The sequence below is a fragment of the Brevibacillus sp. YAE8 genome (genome assembly GCF_057543335.1).
The window spans coordinates 57,297-75,604 of sequence record NZ_BAAIYG010000007.1; the positions used below are offsets into that span (position 1 = coordinate 57,297).

The 18,308-nt window shown below is 55.1% G+C and carries 10 protein-coding genes; 2 read left to right on the forward strand and 8 right to left on the reverse strand.

Annotated features, from left to right (window positions below; translation table 11 throughout):
- Positions 1 to 203: 203 nt before the first annotated feature.
- Together AC27IT_RS12420 and AC27IT_RS12425 are read right to left on the reverse strand one after the other, a co-directional pair.
- Positions 204 to 956, reverse strand: coding sequence for a DUF4097 family beta strand repeat-containing protein (locus AC27IT_RS12420; RefSeq protein WP_007778317.1), 753 nt, complete (start codon positions 954 to 956; stop codon positions 204 to 206).
- Positions 957 to 1,089: 133 nt separating this feature from the next.
- Positions 1,090 to 2,460 carry an MATE family efflux transporter gene (locus tag AC27IT_RS12425; RefSeq protein WP_007778313.1) on the reverse strand — a complete coding sequence of 457 codons (1,371 nt, stop codon included), beginning with the start codon at positions 2,458 to 2,460 and terminating at the stop codon, positions 1,090 to 1,092.
- A gap of 349 nt (positions 2,461 to 2,809) precedes the next feature.
- On the opposite strand from AC27IT_RS12425, the gene AC27IT_RS12430 reads away from it, so the two are divergent.
- On the forward strand, positions 2,810 to 3,166 hold the full coding sequence (locus AC27IT_RS12430) for a response regulator (protein WP_005830165.1): 357 nt from the start codon (positions 2,810 to 2,812) through the stop codon (positions 3,164 to 3,166).
- Between the two features lie 43 nt (positions 3,167 to 3,209).
- Here AC27IT_RS12430 and AC27IT_RS12435 read toward each other — a convergent pair whose 3' ends face one another.
- Complete coding sequence (locus AC27IT_RS12435; RefSeq protein ID WP_487091817.1) at positions 3,210 to 9,206, reverse strand: AAA family ATPase; 5,997 nt, start codon at positions 9,204 to 9,206, stop codon at positions 3,210 to 3,212.
- A gap of 127 nt (positions 9,207 to 9,333) precedes the next feature.
- Here AC27IT_RS12435 and AC27IT_RS12440 point away from each other — a divergent pair, with 127 nt between their 5' ends.
- The gene (locus AC27IT_RS12440) at positions 9,334 to 9,945 is read left to right on the forward strand and encodes a cupin domain-containing protein (protein WP_005830173.1); all 612 of its coding nucleotides are present in this window, start codon (positions 9,334 to 9,336) and stop codon (positions 9,943 to 9,945) included.
- A 293-nt stretch (positions 9,946 to 10,238) separates the two neighbouring features.
- On the opposite strand, the gene AC27IT_RS12445 is transcribed toward AC27IT_RS12440, so the two are convergent.
- The 5 genes from AC27IT_RS12445 to AC27IT_RS12465 are packed head-to-tail and all read right to left on the reverse strand — an operon-like array spanning position 10,239 to position 18,299.
- A complete protein-coding gene (locus tag AC27IT_RS12445) occupies positions 10,239 to 12,743 on the reverse strand; it encodes a GAP1-N2 domain-containing protein (protein ID WP_025848105.1) in 2,505 nt (834 codons plus the stop codon).
- Positions 12,743 to 14,008, reverse strand: a complete 1,266-nt coding sequence (locus AC27IT_RS12450; protein WP_007778303.1) for a TRAFAC clade GTPase domain-containing protein — start codon at positions 14,006 to 14,008, stop codon at positions 12,743 to 12,745. Before AC27IT_RS12450 ends, AC27IT_RS12445 begins: the two co-directional genes overlap by 1 nt.
- A gap of 12 nt (positions 14,009 to 14,020) precedes the next feature.
- The gene (locus AC27IT_RS12455; RefSeq protein ID WP_005830179.1) at positions 14,021 to 14,656 is read right to left on the reverse strand and encodes a hypothetical protein; all 636 of its coding nucleotides are present in this window, start codon (positions 14,654 to 14,656) and stop codon (positions 14,021 to 14,023) included.
- Between the two features lie 17 nt (positions 14,657 to 14,673).
- The gene (locus AC27IT_RS12460) at positions 14,674 to 15,954 is read right to left on the reverse strand and encodes a vWA domain-containing protein (RefSeq protein ID WP_025848110.1); all 1,281 of its coding nucleotides are present in this window, start codon (positions 15,952 to 15,954) and stop codon (positions 14,674 to 14,676) included.
- Positions 15,951 to 18,299, reverse strand: coding sequence for a hypothetical protein (locus AC27IT_RS12465; protein WP_026557640.1), 2,349 nt, complete (start codon positions 18,297 to 18,299; stop codon positions 15,951 to 15,953). Before AC27IT_RS12465 ends, AC27IT_RS12460 begins: the two co-directional genes overlap by 4 nt.
- Between the last annotated feature and the right edge of the window lie 9 nt (positions 18,300 to 18,308).

The window sequence follows — 18,308 nt, forward strand, 5'->3', positions numbered from 1 at the left end:
GAGAAAGGGATTCATTCTCAATAATAAAGAATCTCATTCTCAATCGTTTCTCCATTTGTTATATTAGCACTTCTTTATCCTGGATAAAAGCATTTTTTCATTAGTCGACTAAATTTCTCTGGATTGACAAAAGTAAGAATTTTCCGGCCTGTGTCTTCCTAATAAAAAAGCGCCGCTGCGCCAAAGGCAACGGCACTCTTTTTTCAGTTCTCCGTGTACGATCCGCTGACGTTTTTCACCGAACGCTTTCCAGAGCCATCCTCTACGATTTCCACGTTTCCATCGACTGTGTAAATGTCGATATCGCCGCTTTCATCCGATATGCTCAGGTTGCCTTTGTGCCGGACGATGTTCATATCGCCCGACTGATCGCGAATCTCCACATCGCCAACCGTATCTTCCAGCAAAATGTCGCCGGAATCGTCCTCAATCAGCTTGAGGGCAGTCGCCTTGCTGATTTTGATATCACCGGACTGGTCGTTGATTTCCACTTCGCCAGTGACATCCTTCAGCCGGATATCGCCGGAGTCATCCGCAATCGTGAGCGGCCCCGCCAGCTTGGATACGTCGATATCCCCTGAACCGTCCGTGATCGCGACCTTCAAACCGGATGGAACCGTGACCTCCAGTTTCAGCTTCATATACGCCACGCCGAACTGCGCGCGACTTTCTGACGTCAACTGGGCGACAGCCCCGTCCTCGGCGAGCGTTACTTCTATATCTTCGGGATTGATATTTGGCGATCTGTTGATCGTAGCGTCTACCTGGATAGAGGTGGCCTTGTCGTCTCCCTTCACGATCAAATCACCCGACGCTGTCGCTATCTCCAGCGTTTCTATCGCCGCAATCGGCAGCTCCAAATGCCGTTTTTCCTCTACAGTCTGCAAGCTTCCGTTGCTACAGCCCGCAAGACCTATGGCCAAAGCCAAAAATCCAGCTCCTATCCAACTTTTCATCTCTATCTCCTCTATACGCAAGCTTATCTGTTCTTGCTATTCATTGTACTCGACAGACCGAGAAGTAGAATCCGCCTCTGGGGTTGTTTTCCAGTCGGTCTGCAGACGGAGTCGTTCGTTGTGCTGGCACGCGCTACGGGTCGATGAGCGTTTTTCGCTCCCACGCCCTGCTCCGCCAGCGGAAAAACATCATGATGCCCCGTATCCATTCATCGGTTGCGACTGCCAGCCATACCCCAGCCAAGCCCAAGCCCGCGTAAAAAGCGAGCACATAGCCAAGCGGCAAGCTGATCCCGATCATCGAGATCAGGCCCATATACACCGGAAACTGGGTATCTCCCGCCGCGCGCAAGGAATTAATCAGCACGATGTTGAAAACACGCCCCGTCTCCAGCAATATGCTGAGCAAAATGATCGTCGAGCTGATCTGCAAAACTTGCGGATCAGTCGTGAACATGCCCATAATCGGTTCGCGGAAGACGATGATGAGCGTATTGACTACAGCCGTGTAGAGCAAGCCCCAGCGCAAGCTTTTCCACACCCTGCCGTAAGCTTCGTCCGGCCTGCCTGCCCCGACCAGCTTGCCGGTAATGATCGCCGTCCCCATCCCGATCGCGACGCTGAACAAGTAAATGAACATGGAGAGCTGAAGCACGTACTGGCGGGAGGCGAGCGACGCTGCGCCCAGAAACGTCACGTAGTAAAAAAAGACGAGCTGACAGGCGTGGTACATGATTTGCTCGCATGCGGCAGGAATGCCCACCCGGCAAATTTTGCCGACGTACGACCGTTTGATCGCCACGTACTCTTTGAACCCGACTTTGACCTCGATCAGCCGATAAAACGCCCAGAAAAAGACGATCAGCCCCAACGCTCTGCTCAATACGGTAGAGATCGCCGCCCCCTCCACGCCCAGTTCGGGAAAGCCGAAGCGGCCAAAGATCAGCAAATAGTTCCCGATTACGTGAATCACGTTGATCCCGAGCGAGATGAACATGCTCTCCTTCGTGAAGCCGTAAGTGCGAATCATGCTCGCCAACGTATTGATGAGCGCCTGCAAAAACAAGCCGCCCCCGACGATGGCGATATACGACTGGGCCAGCGCCAAAATCTCTCCCTGCAAATTGACATGGGTAAGCAAGGCATTGCCAAACAGGACAAAGCCTACGCTAATGACGATGCCGATCAGCAGGTTGAGCGTGATGGCAACTGCCCCGACCCTCGCCGCATCGACCATTTTTTTCGAGCCGATGTATTGCGCGACGACATTCGAAGCGCCGTTGCCCACCACCTCCAAAATCAAAATCGCAATAAAGATCAGTTGATTGGCAGCTCCAACTGCCGATACTGCCTGATCGGACACCCCGCTCAGCATAAACGTGTCGGTAATGCCGATCAGGGAAAAAAGCAGCAACTCCAAAAAGATAGGCCAAGTCAACGCAAATAGATTGTACGCGCTGATTTCTCGTCGGCCTGTTTGCCGCTCGGCTATTTTCGCATCCATAGTGTCACCTTTCCTGTCATGTACCCCCTGTTATCCTAGCGACATTTTACACCTTACCCTTTCAGGTGCGGCGAACTCATCGCTTTTTTTACAAGATCATCACGAAAGAAATGTCATTCTGGCGAAAGGATACAACGTTTTCAGCCGCTCCTTTGCGGCAGGAGCGGCTTCACGGGAGCGATCCTGGCCGTCAAGGACTCACAGTTGACTGATTTGTGACGTTTCCGTCAAAGATCGCTCAAATTTTCTAATAATGGGATTGCGACCATTTTCCTAACAATGTTATGGTTAAGGCAGGCACACCATACACTACACAACACTATCACACCGCTTCGACACAGGAGGTTTTATGGCTCGTATATTAATTGCTGATGACTCGATTGTTGTCCGAGAATACATTAGAATCATCCTTCAACGGGCTGGCCATCAAGTCATTGCAGAAGCGGCGGATGGATTAGACGCCTACCATCAGTACATGACGCACCAACCTGACGTAGTCATGATGGATATCAACATGCCAGGCATGAACGGTATCGACACTGTCAAAAAAATTATTAGCGAATTCCCCAATGCCTACATCATCATGATTAGCACCTACGGTTTAAAGCATTTGGTCTTTGAAGCGATCAATGCGGGAGCGCGTCACTATATCACCAAGCCGATTGATGAAGAGCGCCTTTTGGATTCTATTCAAAACACGCACTGAACAGTCGGCCGGAGCACAAAAAAACTGAGGGCTTGTTCGCGCCTCAGTTTTTTCTTTGCTTCGATATTTGTGGAAGCTTGTCTTCCAGCGGAATCCGGAAAAGAAAGCGGGTGCCTTGCCCGGTCTGGGAAGTAACGCTCACTGTGCCCCGCAGTCTCTCGACCTCCCGTTTGACAATCGGCAGCCCTAATCCTCTGCCCGAATAAATGTCGGCCTCTTCTTTGACGCTGACCTGCTCGTAAAACAGGAAGCCGAGCTCCTCTTCGTCCTGCTCTGCCTCCCAGCCTTTTTCCAGCCCCTGCTGCTTGAGCCTGTCGATATCAATCCCTCTGCCGTCGTCCTCGATGGCGATCAGCAGCGCAGCGTCCTCCTGCCAAATCCGGCAACTGATCGTTCCCCGGCCTTCTTTGCCTTGCGCCAGCCGCTCACTTTCCGGCTCCATGGCGTGGACGATCGCATTGGAAAATACGTGCAGCAAGCTGCATACAAACGGCTCAAAGCGCTCAGGGTCCACCAAAATCTCCTCTGCCTCCAGCCGAAGCGGATGGATCGTTTTGTTCAGGCGCTGGGCAAGCTCCGTTACATACTCCTGATAGCGCGCCATCAATTCCTTGATCGGACGCTGGTGCAGCTCGCGAATGCATTGGTCGAGCTGGGCAGCAGAGCTGTCAGGCAACAGCTTGCTCACCTTTTCGACAAAATGCTCCCACCTGTCCTTGGCAATCGTCATGTCTCCGTCGCCACTTTCCAAAAAGCTGTTGCCCAATTTGTTGCGGATGATCTCCAAATCCTGCTCCATGGCAGCCTGGACTTGCGCAACCGGCAGTTGGCTCGGGAAATCTCCGTCGGTGAAGCGCTCCTGCTGCCTGTCCGGATCCATCAGCCACGTTTCCAGATCGTGCAGCTTTTGCGGCGTGTGGATCAGATGGAATTGACTGAAATCCCCTTTGAACTGATGGATTTGCGCCGCCAGCTTGAACAGGCTGTCGGACTCGTCCACGCCCGCGCTGAACAGCGTTTTCCAACCGCCCGCGAAGAAAGCCGTGAAGGAGCGATATACTTTTTGGAAAAGCGGCAAGCTGATCGCCACGGTCAAAATCATGTTCAGCCTTTGCCACTCCTGCTCCATTTTGCTTTCCAGCGCCCTTTGTTCGCTCAAGTCGGTCAAAATCAGCATCAAACCCTCGGGAGAATCGCGGCGATCCTCATGGATTGGCTTGCACTCCAGCTTGAGGGGAAGCTGGTTGATGTAAATTTCCGTAGGGAAGAGGCTCAAATACAGCTCTTTTTGTCCCTGGTCCTTCGTCTCAAAATACTTTTCCAGAAGCGATTCGACAAACGCCCGCTCTTCCGGACGGTTCGGGTACAAAAGGCTTGCCACCGATTCGCCTGCCAGCTCTCTGCCAAACATCCGCAAGCATTCGCGGCTGTATTCGGAATGGACGAGCAAATTTTTGGAAAACGACAGGAAGCCTTGGCCTGCGTTGTTCAGCAAGTTTTTGTTCGCCTGCAAAAGCGATTGAATCTCCGTCGTTCGCTCGGCGACGATCATCTCCAGCGACTGGTTCCATTGCTCCAACTGGTGATACAGCCGGGCATTTTCAATAAAGATCGCCATCTGCGAGAAAATGAGCCGCAGCGGCTCCGAGCGTTTTTCGTTGAAGACGTGCGTCGTCTCGTTGTTTTCCAGGTAAATGACGCCGATCATTTTGCCCTGCTGCCACAGTGGCGAACACAAAATCGACTTCGGCTTGTTTTTCGTGATGTACGTATCCCGGAAAAAGACGCCTTCGACCGAAGCGTTGTGCAGCACCAGCATTTCTTCAGTCCGGATCGTGTAGTTGACCACGGCGACAGAGAGCATCCCGCTGTGCTCGTACGGGACGGACTGCATGATTTCCACGTCCAGATCGACAGACCCGGCTGCCTCGATGACCCATTCGCTCTCGTTTTTCAGGATCAGGATGCCTTTTTCCGCTCCCGCGTTGCTCATGACGGTGCGCAGCATGGTCGCGAGCAGCAGCTCCAGCCTGATCTCGCTCGCCATTGTTTGCGACGCCTTAATCACGCTCATCAGATCGACCAGATCGGCGGACTGGTCTGTCGCCGCAAGCTCTGCCGATGCTTCCAGCCCTCTCCCCCGCTGCAAAAGATGCGGGTAGCGCTCTTCAATCTCTCTGGACTTGGCCAAAGCTCCCCACTGCAAGTACGTCTCATACGCTTCCGTCATGTACACCCTGGCGATTGTCTCCAGGCCCAATGCCAAATAATGATGGGCAGCCAGTTCGCTCGCCAGTGCCTCATTTTGCAAAAAGCCATCCTTTTTCGCCAGTTGCAGCGCCTGATCGTACAGCTCTCCCGCTGCCTGCCGCTTGCCGTTGACACGGCTCCACTCGGCGCTCATCAGCAAGTATTTGTGCTGGAAGTTTTCCGGGCAATTGTCGGCCCAAGTCTTCATTTTTTTCAAATGCGCCTTGATCTTTTTCGCGTAGCGCAACTGCTCGCGGCGATTGGCGTGCTCGTACAGCTTCGTCAACGACAGGGCGTGCATGAAAACATGCTGGCTGACCAGCACCTGGCCGCTGACCGACTCCATCCATTGCTCTGCTTCGCTCAGCAGTTGCGCGGCTTCCGCGTAGTTGCCGTACATGAGATGCGCCAGCGACTTGTAAAAGTGGTACATGTAGCGCTTGTAGCTGGTGCCTTCTGTTTGCAGGCTGCTCACGTATTGCGCCTCATCGAAGCCGTCCCGGCAAAACGCCGTCTTTGCGCCCTCTGTCCAGTGTGTAAACGTGTACAACGCTTGCCGCAACAACAAGAGCCGATCATCGTGATCGACCACCTTCATCTGGCAGATCAGGTCGGCATGCTCCTCGATTTGCTGCTCCAGCTCTTCCAGCGGCAGCCCGCAGTAGAGCATGGCTTCCAGCAAGCCGTGGGCATTGTAGGCAGCGTAAATGTTTCCTCCGCCTTCCATCCCGAGCTGGATCGCTTTTTTCAGCAGCGGAATGTTTGTCCGCGCATGGTCGCACCAGTGGTTGATGAGCAGGGCAAACGCTCCGTACGCCTTCGTCATCGCGATCGGGTCCGCAAAGCCATCCGCCACCCGGCAGGCCAGTTGCCCGAACTCGTACGCCTCCCGGTAGTTGCCGAGCTGCGAGCCGAGCACGATCCCGTAGCCGGTATAGCCGTTCGCTGACGCAACCGCATTGCCGTGTACGAGCGACAGGTGCAGCACGCGCAAGATCGTCAGCGCAAACCAGTTCGGATTGACGAAGTACGAGGAAGGTCCTGCGTCGCTGATGATGCTCATCGCCAACTGGTAGTTCTCATCCGGTATGTCCGGCAAATAGAGCAGCTCGTCAATTTTGCGCCCTCTCAGCCGCCGCTTGATCTGCCACATTTCCTTGATGATATCGAGCTTCCCTGGCTTGTGCGGAATGGGCACGCCAAGCAGCCCCAACGCTTCGCTCGCAATATCCATCACCCGCGAAAACTCGGCCAGGCGGGTGTACATGTGGATTTGCAGCTCCAGGACCCGCACGCGCTCACGGTTGGTCCTGGCATGCGAAAGGGTAAGGTCAAACAGCCGATTCGCGTCCTCCATCTGGTTGCACAAATACGCCGACTCGGCATAGAGCGTGTACAGCTCCATCGCCAGTTGATGGTGCTGCTCCCACGCCGCTTCGCCGATGAACATCGTCCCCCGCTGGAAATACTGCAGCGCCGCATCGAAGGCAGTAGAGGCCATCGCTTTTTGGCCGGCGAGCAGATGGCAGTGGGCGACCTGGATTCTTTCCGCCGAATCTTCAATCATGTCTGCGCCGCGATACATGTGCTCGCATATTTCAAACAGCAGCACCGATTCATACGAGTGGGACATGTTCCACAACATTCTCCCGAGCTTTACGTGCGCCTTTTTCTGTTCCTCCACCGACAGCGAGGAGTACGCCGCCTGCTGAATTCGGTCGTGAACAAAATTGAACTGGATCGTGACCTGCGCGAGATTTTCTTCTTCCTCAACGGCCGCATAGGCCAAATACTCTGCGCCTTCCAAGGGATAGATCAGCCCTTCCTCCATGGCAGGCCAAATATCCCGGACCGCTTCGGATTCACTCCGATTTTGCGCTTTTGCCAGCATCCCCAAATAAAAGGAGTTACCGAGGCACGCCGCGTAAGCCAGCAGCTTCTGGGTCACTTCAGGCAGGCGCCGCACTTTTTCCACGAGAAAATCAGCGACGTTCTCCGTGGTGCTGAGCTTCTCAATCTCAGCCAGATCCCATTGCCAGCCGCGCTCCTCCGGGACGTACCGCAGCAGGTTCTGATCGTACAAAGACTTAATAAACTGCCTGGAGTAGAACGGATTCCCTGCCGTTTTCCGCATTAAAATCATCGCCAGCGGCTGCGTGACAGCAGGGTCTGTATGCAGCGCGTCGGAGAGCATCGCGTTGATCTGGGCGAGCCGCAGCGGCAACAGCGTGATTTGGCGCAGCATCCTGCTTTTGACTCCCGCCTCCGTCAAAATCGCGATCAAAGGATTGATCGCGCCTCCATCCTGATCGCGATAGGCGCACATGAGCAAAAAATGGCTGAGCGGCAAATCGGCGACAAGCTCGCGGATGAGAAACAACGACGACGAATCCGCCCATTGCAGGTCGTCGAGAAAAAGTACCAGCGGATGCTCGGGGCTTGCCCAGATGCGGATAAACCTTTGCATGACCAACTGAAAACGGTTTTTGGCCTCTGCGGCGGGCAGCTCCGGCACGGGCGGCTGCTTGCCGATCACCGCGGCCAGTTGGGGAATCACGTCCATGATGACCTGCCCAAGCCCTTGCATCGCTTCGAGAATCGTTTCCCGCCACGTCGCCAGCTCTCTTTCATTTTCGGCCAAAAGCTGCTTTATCAAATCCTGAAAGATTTGAATGATGGCCGAATACGGCACGCCTTGGCGGTATTGATCGAACTTGCCGGAAATAAAGCGCCCTCTGCCCTTCAGGAAAACTTTTTGCGCCTCGAAAACGAGAGCGGACTTGCCGACACCTGCACTGCCGCTCAGCATGACCATTCGCGACGCGCCATTTGACGCCTCTTCAAACGCGTCGATCAGCATCTGGATTTCCTGCTCGCGTCCGTACAGCTTTTCCGGGATGTGCATGCGGTCCGCGCGGTCGTGCTGCGCCAGCGGGAACAGCCCGATCGTTTCGTTGTTCACAAGCTGGTCCAGGCAAAGCTGCAAATCGGCCACCAGGCCAGCCATGCTGAAATAGCGGTCTTCGGTATTTTTGGACAGACACTTCATCACGATGTCCGACAAAACTGGCGGAACAGATGGTTTCACCTGCACGGGAGCGATCGGTTTTCGGGCCATGTGGGCATGTACCAACTCAAGCATGTCCGATGTGAGAAAAGGCGGCTTTCCTGTCAGCAGCTCGTAAATCGTCACGCCAAACGAGTAAATATCCGTCCGGTAATCGACCGTCCGATTCATTCTTCCCGTCTGCTCAGGCGATACGTAGCGCAGGTTGCCTCTCCACTCCTTCGGATTCATAACGCCCTGGTGCTCCTGGTATCTCCTGGTCGCCAGGCCGAAGTTAATCAGCTTGACCTCATACGTCTCCGGGTGCACCAGTATATGGGCCGGATTGATGTCTTTATGGATAATGCGCTGCTGATGAATGTCCTCGATGCACGAAGCGATACGAATCGAAATGGTCAGGATTTCTTTTAATGACAGCTCTTTCATTTTGCAGAGCAGGGAGAGCGGCACTCCCCCGAAATCTTCCGTGATAAGCGCAGTTTCCCGATTGTGATCGATCAGCTCAACGGCAGTTTCCACAGCATGTGATTCGAGAGATTGCAAAATGCGATACTCGTGCTTCAGTCTCCAAAGCGACTCTTTGTGCGTGGGACCTTCACGCGGCTTCTTGATGATGACGGGCAGGTTGTCGCTGTTACGAAAACCGCGGTAAAATCCCATATTTGAATGTGTTGAGAGAAACTCTGTCACTCTGTATCCCGGAATCACGATCATGCCGCTCATACTATCCACTCCATCTAGGCAGAACATCCTATCATTTATATTGTTGCTTCAGGACAAATAATCTATATTGAATATATATTCTGTCATAAAATGCTATTTTTCTACTAATACTTATGGAGGTATCTCTATGGCAAATTTGAGTCGAGTTGTAAGCAACCCTTACACAAATGAAACGGTTACCTTTCTGAAGACGACAGAAGAAACCAATGGGGAATATTTGCTTTTCCGCACAGACCTGCCACCGGACAATGGAATTTTTCTACATTATCATACCGAACTTACGGAGACGTTTGAAGGGATAAGCGGAAATTTGGAGGTAAAAATTGACGGAAAAAAAATCATTTTGAAGCCTGGCGAGAAGCTGGACATCCCTCGCGACCATATTCACGGGTTTTACAACCCTTCCAATGAATTCGTCAGCTTCACCGCGGAGATCCGCCCTGCCGGCACTTTCGAGTCGTTCGTCCGCTGCGGATACGGCCTGGATACGGACGGACGGAGCTTTTACATGCCATTTTTGAAGCAGTACTTGCCGAAAAACATCCTGCTTTTGGGCACGCTGTTCAAAATGGGACAGTTCTACGTCCCCTACCTGCCGCTGTTCCTGCAAAAAGCGCTGTTTGGTTTGCTCGCCAAGCTGGCGCATTGGACAGGCTCCGACAAATCCCTGGAAAAATACTACAAAGGCTCCGTCGCCAAAGAAGCTTTGCCCCAAGAACCGCTGCAAAAAACACCCTAACTGTCCAATCCGGTAGGGTGTCTGCAAATGCTGATTATTTTCACACATTTTTTGCTCATCGAGCGCTACCCGTTCAGTGATTGAATTTGCCCCTGCACGTCTTTTGGCAGATACCTCCATAATAGCAAATCACTGAATCGTTTTCCATTGCTGCAAATTTTTTCTAGGACCGATTTACCAGCTTGCCGCTTGCAAAAGCGCGATGTCAGGGAAAATCGGTCCCGCTATTTATAGGGCCTGCGCTCTGCCCGAATGCCCGAAGCTTCCGGGAGCACGCGCACAAAAACCCGCTTCTACGGCGTAGCTGGCTGATCCGTTGCACCCGGGGCTTGCTGGCCGTTTTCCCCGGCAGCTTCTCTCACTGGCTGGATGTGCGGCTCCTCCAGCATGAGCCGATAGACAGGGACGAATTGCGCCTGGACCACATCGGGCGGCACGGGCTGCTGATCTCCCGGTTGCTCCTGCGGAGGCTCGGCCACCGGCTTTTGCTGCGAGAGCATATAGCCTGCCGTTCCACCAGCCGCCACGAGGACAACCATCGCGGAAATCATCAACGTCTTGTGGCGAAACAGCTTGACCAGCGGGTTGGCCGTCTCGCTGCGCACCTCTTCCAGCAGCTTGCGAAAATCGGCATGGCGGACCGTGTACCACCGCTTGCGCCACTCTTTGTTGCGCAGTCTTGCCGCCTTGTTTTCCAGGAAAAGCGACCGGAGCGCTTGCCGATACGCTGGCAGCAAACTTCTTCCTTCCACAAACATGCGCTGCGTCATCGTCCACTGGATGAACGCGTGCAATGTTTCCTCGCCGCCATTTTTTTGCACGAAGTCGAGCATCTCTGCAAACTGGAAGCCTTCCTGGCCAAAATGGTCCTCGCGATAGTAGACGAGCGGCACATGGGCAAAGCAGTCCGCGTCAAGCGGCCGCGCCAGCATGTTGGCGATCATCTGCTGCTGCACGCTGACCTCGTCGCGCTCCCATTTGCGGAAAAACTCCGCCGGGTGCAAGCCGCCTCTCGCTTCACGCAGCGTCGCTACATGCATGAGCATCTCTTGCTTTTGCCTGCTCGCCACATCAAGCGTCCCGAAAAAGCTCTGCGGCTTTTCCTCCAGAAGCGCGATCATTTTCTGAAATTCCTCCCTGGACAGCTTCTCCAGCTCTATCAGCTTCAAGAGCGACTTGTCCAGCTCGTCCAGCAACGGATCGGCATAGCTGCGCGCTCTGTCGAGGTTGTCAAAAAACTGGTGAATGGAAATCGCGGCTTCCAGCTTGTTTTTTTCGCGGGCGAACAAACGGAGCAGCTTTTCCGTCGATTCGGCGACAAAAAAAGGATGGCGCAAAGCTTCCGGGGCTGTTTTCGTCCAAAAGCGAATTTCCTCCAGCATGCCGGATAGCGCGGTCACTGCTGCCAACCGCTCGCTCGCGTACCCTTCGAAAAGCTGCTTCACCAATTGCTCCGAGTGAAAAATCGTCTTCATCGTCATGCCAAACAGCTCGGGATGGGCGGACAAATGCTTGTACACTTCGCTTGCCAGCCCGCGCTGCCCCGACGACTTCGCTCTCACCAACACATTCAGCAAATAGCGGACCATGTCCATGCGCATACGGTCCTGCTTGCTCAATCCGCAGGAGTCCAGCATCTGCCGGATCGTCTCGCCCCCGGGCAACTTTTTGGCGGCAAGCGCGCTTACTTCGCCGTGAAACAGCAGCACTTGCAGCTCCAGCAGCCGTTTGTTGTTCGCCAGCGCCGGCTGGCGCAAATAGCCGTTCAACGCCTGCCATACGCCCGCCGGATTGCGTTCGTAGACAGCCGTCCGGCCTTTTTCGATCAGGTAGAGGGCGCACAGCTCGTAATACGTGCGCACCTGCAAGGCCAGCGCCGTCTCCGCCCCTGCCAGCACTTCCTCGCAAAAAGCATGGAACGACGCCAGAGCCTGCGGGTCGTTCACGTACTCCCAGGCAAAATCGAGGTATTCGTGCGCCCCCTCCTGCAAGTCGACGTTCTGCACACGTCCGAGCGCCAGATCAAACAAAAAGTCTTTGTCACTGTGTCCGCCGCCGGGGCGAATGCTGCCTTTTTCCACAAACATGACGTGGATATGCTTCTTGCTCTGCGGCTCGCTGCTGTAGGTGAGAAAGCCAAAATGTCTGCGCAGCTCATACGGCAAGCAACTGTACAGAACCTCGAGCAGTTGGCTGGCGCTGGTTGCGGCCGCGCTGATGTCCACGTCCAGACTGATGAATACTTTCTTTTTCGCCGTAAGCGAAGTCATGACGGCATAGAGCAGTTGTTTGAACAGCCGCTCGTCGAACCCGAGCTGTCCGAGCAGCCGCTTCCGGTCTGCGGGCAAGGTCGACTGCGCCGGAAGCTCCGCTACAGGCGGCAGCTCCTTGCCCTGCGTATCGTCGTGACGGTCGGCAAAGGCGCGCACGCCGAAAATTTTCTCCGGATTCGTAATAAACTCGTCCCGCCGCCCCGCCGGAATGACGTAGTTGTGACTGAAAAACGTGTTTCGCTGCCCGGTAAAGTCCGCCCCGACAAACACGCTTCTGCCGAGCACCATCTCGCCAGATTCGGCGTGGAAGCAGACGAGCGCTTCCGGGTAGGCGGACAGGTCGCTCTCCGCCCGCTCCTGAAGCTGTCTGGGGGCATCGTACACGCAAAAAGGATGGAGTGTCTTTTTGATGAATTGGTTGTCCAGCCCTGGCGTCCTGGCTACCGTATCGTAGCCTTCGTTCGAGCGGAAAACCCCCTGTCGCCCGCGGGTGTAGAATTGCTGCAAAATGGGCTGACGGTTCACTACTGCTCCCTCCCCTCGATGTAATCAAGCTGATGCATCAACCAGATGAACGGCTCATCGACGCGAATCGGCGTCACGACGCCGCTCACCTTTTGATTGACCGGATTGCTGCCCAGCGCTGATACAGCGAAGTAGGCCGTATTGGTAAAGTAGACCTCCAGCGCGTCTTTGAACGGGCGATCCACTTTTTCGATAAAGCGGCTGATCTCTCCGTTGATGTTCTCGAATTCAGCCGTGTTCAAATACTGTTCATGGACGAAATTGCGGAACACATTGCTGTTGGACTTGATGTATTCGCCGTCGTCTTCCTTGATGAGATGCAGCATGTCGCTCTTCGTCAGCACGACCGCCGTCGGGATGTCCGTCTTGCTCTGCTCCTGATAGCCGATGAAGTTCTCGAACAACGTAATGACGACCTCGCGCGGCTCGTCGTACCTCGCCGTGAATTCGCCCGGCTCGTCGCCCGCCCGCAGCATGACCCGGTCGCGAATCGTCTTGATTTGCAGCGGATCGACCAGAAACAGGATGCCGGACGAGTTTTTCACATGCGCGGCGTACAGCTCCAAATACTCGCGATCGACCATGCCTTCGCCTGCGACGTCGAAAAAGACGAGGATGAGCGGCGCTTTTTGGCTGTCTTTGAAAATGAACTGAAAAATAAACGGTTCCTGACGCTTTTCTTTTTGCGTGGAATCGAGCAACTGGCCGCGCTCAAACAGCGGCGCTTCGTAGTTCTCGCGGAACTTGCGGCTGATCTGCGCATTGAGCGGCATGCAGGCAGCGTTGAAGCGGCTTGCCGTCGAGTTTTGCAGCGTATGAATCAACGACGTCATATACACGGATTTGCCGACCTGCGACGCCCCGACGATCGAAATGATGTTGCTCGGCGCTTTGCCCGCCGTAATCGGCAGCTCGTTGTGGCACTTCGGGCACAGCCTGCGCTTGGACACCATTCCGTAGCGGTCGGTCACGCCTGCCAGCACATTGTCGACGTACAGGTGATTTTCCGGCGGGATCGAGTCCGGGTCGATGACCGCTTCCAGCTCGTCGATGGCATCCAGGCCGAATTTGTCGCGATAGGCGTTGAGAATCTCATCCTCCTGCAAGGCGTAGTCCTCGTCGTCCTGGCGGTAGTGTGTCGCGCGGAACACCACCTCGTCCGGTCCGTACTTGGCAAAGCAGTACGGGCAGACAATATCGTAAAAAGGAAGCCGTTCGCTTACTTGCGGCTTTTTCTCAAACATGTTTTTCAAAAACGACAGCATGGCTTCACCCTCCTATTCCGGAATCAGTTCGTACATTTCCCCGTATTTTTTTCCGTCCGTAAAAAAGAGGCGGATGACGTCCTTTTTCCTGACCTCGATTTCGGGCAACAGATTGACGCCTGGCACCAGATCGCGAATGAACGGGTATTGCGTCCCGTCATCTTTGTGCGCGGGGGGCGAGCCTTCCTTTTTCACATAGCAGAGGACGTCTTTGGCGATCGGAATTTCGGAGAAAATGCGGATTTGCAACGTTTGCTGCTTGCGAAACCAGCTTCCGCTCCGCTTGAACGAGTAGTAAATTTTCGCCTTCCCCGTACTGACATGGATGACGTGCGCGTCGCCCTGCGGAATGAGCAGAATCGGCTTGCCGTCTTCCAGGCGGCAGGGAAAGATGCGGTACGTATATCGGCCGATGCCCTCGGCTTTTTCGCGCAGTCCTTTGTGTACCTTGTATTCCTCGCGCGTGTACAGCTTCAGCTCTTGATCCTCGATCAGACCGGCATCAAACGGAGCGCCGTACAGCGACTTGTGCACGTACACGCAAGGAATATCCTGCCCCCAATGCCAGGTCAGCACGAAGTCGCCTCCCTGCTGCTGGCACGAAACGTTCTTAATCAGCGTTTCAACTGTTTCCTCCCGGTTCATCATGGTTCATCAGGCTCCCTCTACAGATCAAACCGTTTGCTGGTTTCGTTCCCTGCCCCGAGAGCGCGCGGACTTTGCTGGGCGGCCAGCCTCCGCTTTTGAAAAGACGATCCGCCGCTGGCCGGAACTGGGATGAAGACTGTAAACAGCGTCAGAACGACGGCGAGCAAGGCGCCGGCGATCAGTCGCACCGCCATGTCGAGCAAGTAGATCGAGGAAAGCCCTGTCTCCAGCACGATCCCGGCCAGAAGACCGGATACCGCCCCTCCGATCGTGAAGCTTTTTGCCAGATGGCGATTGTCAAAAATCAGTCCCAGTGACAAGCCGAGCAAAGCGCCGATCACAAGCAGGCTCGCTACCCGCAAAATCGCGTAAAACGTGCTGTCTGCCGTGGCACCCGTCCGCTCGGAGACAAGATTGCGGTCCTGGCGGCTCATATCGTAAATCTGCCCAAAGATGCCTGTCATTTCATTGGCGTGCTCGACGTTGAAGTAGCGGCCCCCGGTTTCTGCCGCAATCTGCTCCAACAGACGCGTGCCTTGTTCATCAATATTCCGCATCCCGACTGTATGGACCAGCACCTGATGCTGCTTGAAAGGAGCCAGCGTTGCCGGAATATCCAGGCTGGTGTAGCCATCCGACATCAGCACGACGGTACTGTTCTCCACCTGCTGGGCTGCCGTTAGCTGCTCTAACCCCGTTTGCAGCGCCAGCTCGATCCGCGTCCCGCCGTCCGTCCCCGAATGATTGAGCAGCTTTTGCACGACGTCATCCTTGACTGCCTGGCTGCTGAGCGCCACGAGCGGCTGCAGCACGTACGTCTCGTCGTTGAACGTAACGACGGCAATCTTCATGTCGCTGTCCATTTTTTGCACCATGTCCGCTGCCGCCTTGAACAACTGGTTGTCCGGGTCAGACTGCCGCATGCTGCCAGAGGTGTCCAGCAGCATGACGATATTGTTGGCTCCGCTGGGCGCCTGGAACGACGATCCGTAGAGCAGTTGGAGCAGCATCGCTGCCACGCCTACCATCACAAACGTGCTGGGGACGAGCATTTTCCAGGAAAAACCTGCATATCTCTGCTTCCAGCCTGTACCGTTCAGGCGTGGCGAGATCATTTCCGCAATGAGGCACATCAGTCCAACGAAAAATGCATATTGACCAAAATAAAGTCCAATTAACAGCCATTGCGCGATCTCGCCAGCCAGGCGATCCAGAATGACCTCTCCTACCAAAAAGCCGATCACACCACCTACCAGGCTGCACACAACCATGAGCAGGCTCAGCTTTCTCTGGCTCATGACGCTCCCTCCTCTCCCGCACGGTCAAAGACAAATCCGCTCTCCACGTAGGAGGCGTGGTACTTTTTGTTATTGCGGTAAAACATCAGGTCCTCCATGCCGAATCCACCCATCAGGTTCATTTTTTCTATCCCGCTTTTTTGCTCTTCGTGGATGCAGCCTTGCTTGTACGTCCGAATGCCCTCATCCTTGCGCAGCACGTACTGGACGAAGTCGTTGTGAATATCCGCAAACAGATACTTTTCCTCGTAGCGGTGCTTTTGCAGGAAGTGAAACACTTCCATGTGCACAGCCGCCCGCTGTTCGAGCACCTGGGACAGATCGAAAAACAAATCCTCGCGGGTCAGCACGCTTCTGTTGTCGTAAGCGGCCCCGACGTTGGCACGCGCCAGCAGCTCCGCTTCAAAAGACAGGGCGAACGGCGAACGGGTCAAAATCTCGTTGCGGCAAAACTGGCACAGCCGCTCCACCAGTCCCGCTATCCGGTTCTGGAACAAAAGGGCACCGCTGCCGATGTAGCGCTGCTCCATGTAAAACCCGCTGCCTTTGGCCGCTTCCAGGGAACGCATCGTGTCGCGGACGACGGACTCGTAATACTCGTCCACGTTTTTCCCCAGGTAGTCGGTCGCTTCGCGGACGCTCGCCTGGGCGATCTCGCGCAGTTGCTTTTGCAGCCCTTCCAGTTGGTCGACCTGCTCGCTGATCTGCCTGTGAATGACCTCCGTCTGCCGCTCGTAGTCGACGAGCAGGGCGTGCAGCAGCTCCCACTCCAAAAGCTCCAGCTTTTTCTCGTACACGACGTGCAGCAGATGGCGGACGAGCGTGCGGACACGCTCCTTGTCGCGCGTGAAAAAGCCGCCAACGCGAATGTCCTGCCGATCTACCCGCTGCTGGTAAAGCTCGGCCAGCTCAGCGCGAATCAGCTCCACTTGCCGCGCAGCCTCCCTGATTCCCGTGCGCAGCTCGTCCAGCAGATTGGCTCCGTTGGCATGCTCCGCCGTCAACTGATACGCGGCGTACAGGCCGAAGCGTTCATCTGCCATGACGCGATCCTGAATCAAATCCGCCAGAGGCTCCTGCACCAGCAGGCGTTCCAGCCTCTCCTTCGCAACGGATGCCATATTCGTCTCGAAAAAAGCCTGGCTGCTGCCGTCAAACAGCGCCAGCTCTGCCTCGCGCATCGTCATGCCGGACAGCTCGCTGTAGCTGACCCCGGAGGTCATGAGGCCCGTCATTTCCTCCAGCATGTGCGGTTCGGGCATGATCGCCGCCATTTTCCGCTCCAGCTCATGCGCAGACAGCCCCAGCTTTTCCCGCGCTTTTGTCTTCGGCACCAGCTCTCCCTCTTTGAGCCGCTCCCAGTAACGGTCAAAAACAGCGGCAAGCACTGTCAGCGCAATCGCGTGAGTCGGGCGCTTCACCTTGGACAGCCCCGCAGACGCGAATCGGGTCTGCCCGCCGTCGCCTGCAATGCTGCGAATGAACTGCAGCTTGTTGTAGCCTTCGTTGCCCTCGCTGAACTCGTGCTCTGCCTGCTTGTTGTTGAGCAGCACGAGCTTGCTAATCAGCTCGTAATTTTCCTGCATCCCGCCTTCGAGAAACAGGCCGTGCTCCGTCTTGTCGCTGAGCAGATAGGCGATGGAAAACAGAGGCGCCTTCTCGTGCTCGACCGGCAGCTTGACGAGATCCTCGGTCACGAGCAAATTGGCGCGATAGCTGTAATCGCTTCGCTGATAGCGGTTCAGCTCCTCCAGGAAGCTGACGGAGAGCGCCGCCGAAAAGCCGAACGCCTCTCCGTTATTCCGTTCCTGCAGCAAGACGTACAGGTCAGCCGACACGTTTTTGAACAGCTCGTTCAGGTAGCTTTTCAACAGCAAGGTCAGCTCTGGCAAAAGAATCGCGGCAGGGTCGTCCGCTCTGGTCACGACGGCGATGTTCACCTGCTGAAAGGCAGAAAACAGCTTGCCTGTTTCCGCGATGCGCACGCTCGCCAGCTTCATCGCCTTGTTCAGTTCCATTTTGCTGGCTTCGTCCTCGACAAAACGCTCGTGGACCGATGAGCGCATCGTCTTCTTGTCCGCATCCGCCTGCGGCAGCCGGCAGCCGAGCACTTGCGGATGTTCCCACGTCTTCTCCTGATAGGCGTGCATGTAGAGGACGCCGCGGCTGTTTTGCCAGTCGCGCTCATTGCTCGCGCAGACTGCTCGCAGCGCCTCTACGCTCTTGTCCCCGATAAAGAGGAAAAGCACGGGGTTTTGAAGGCTGCGCTGCCCGTATCCGCTATCCAGTTGCCGCTGTAAATCCGCCACGTATTGGGTCGCGAACTCGTTAATCAAATCCCTCATGCTTCCTCC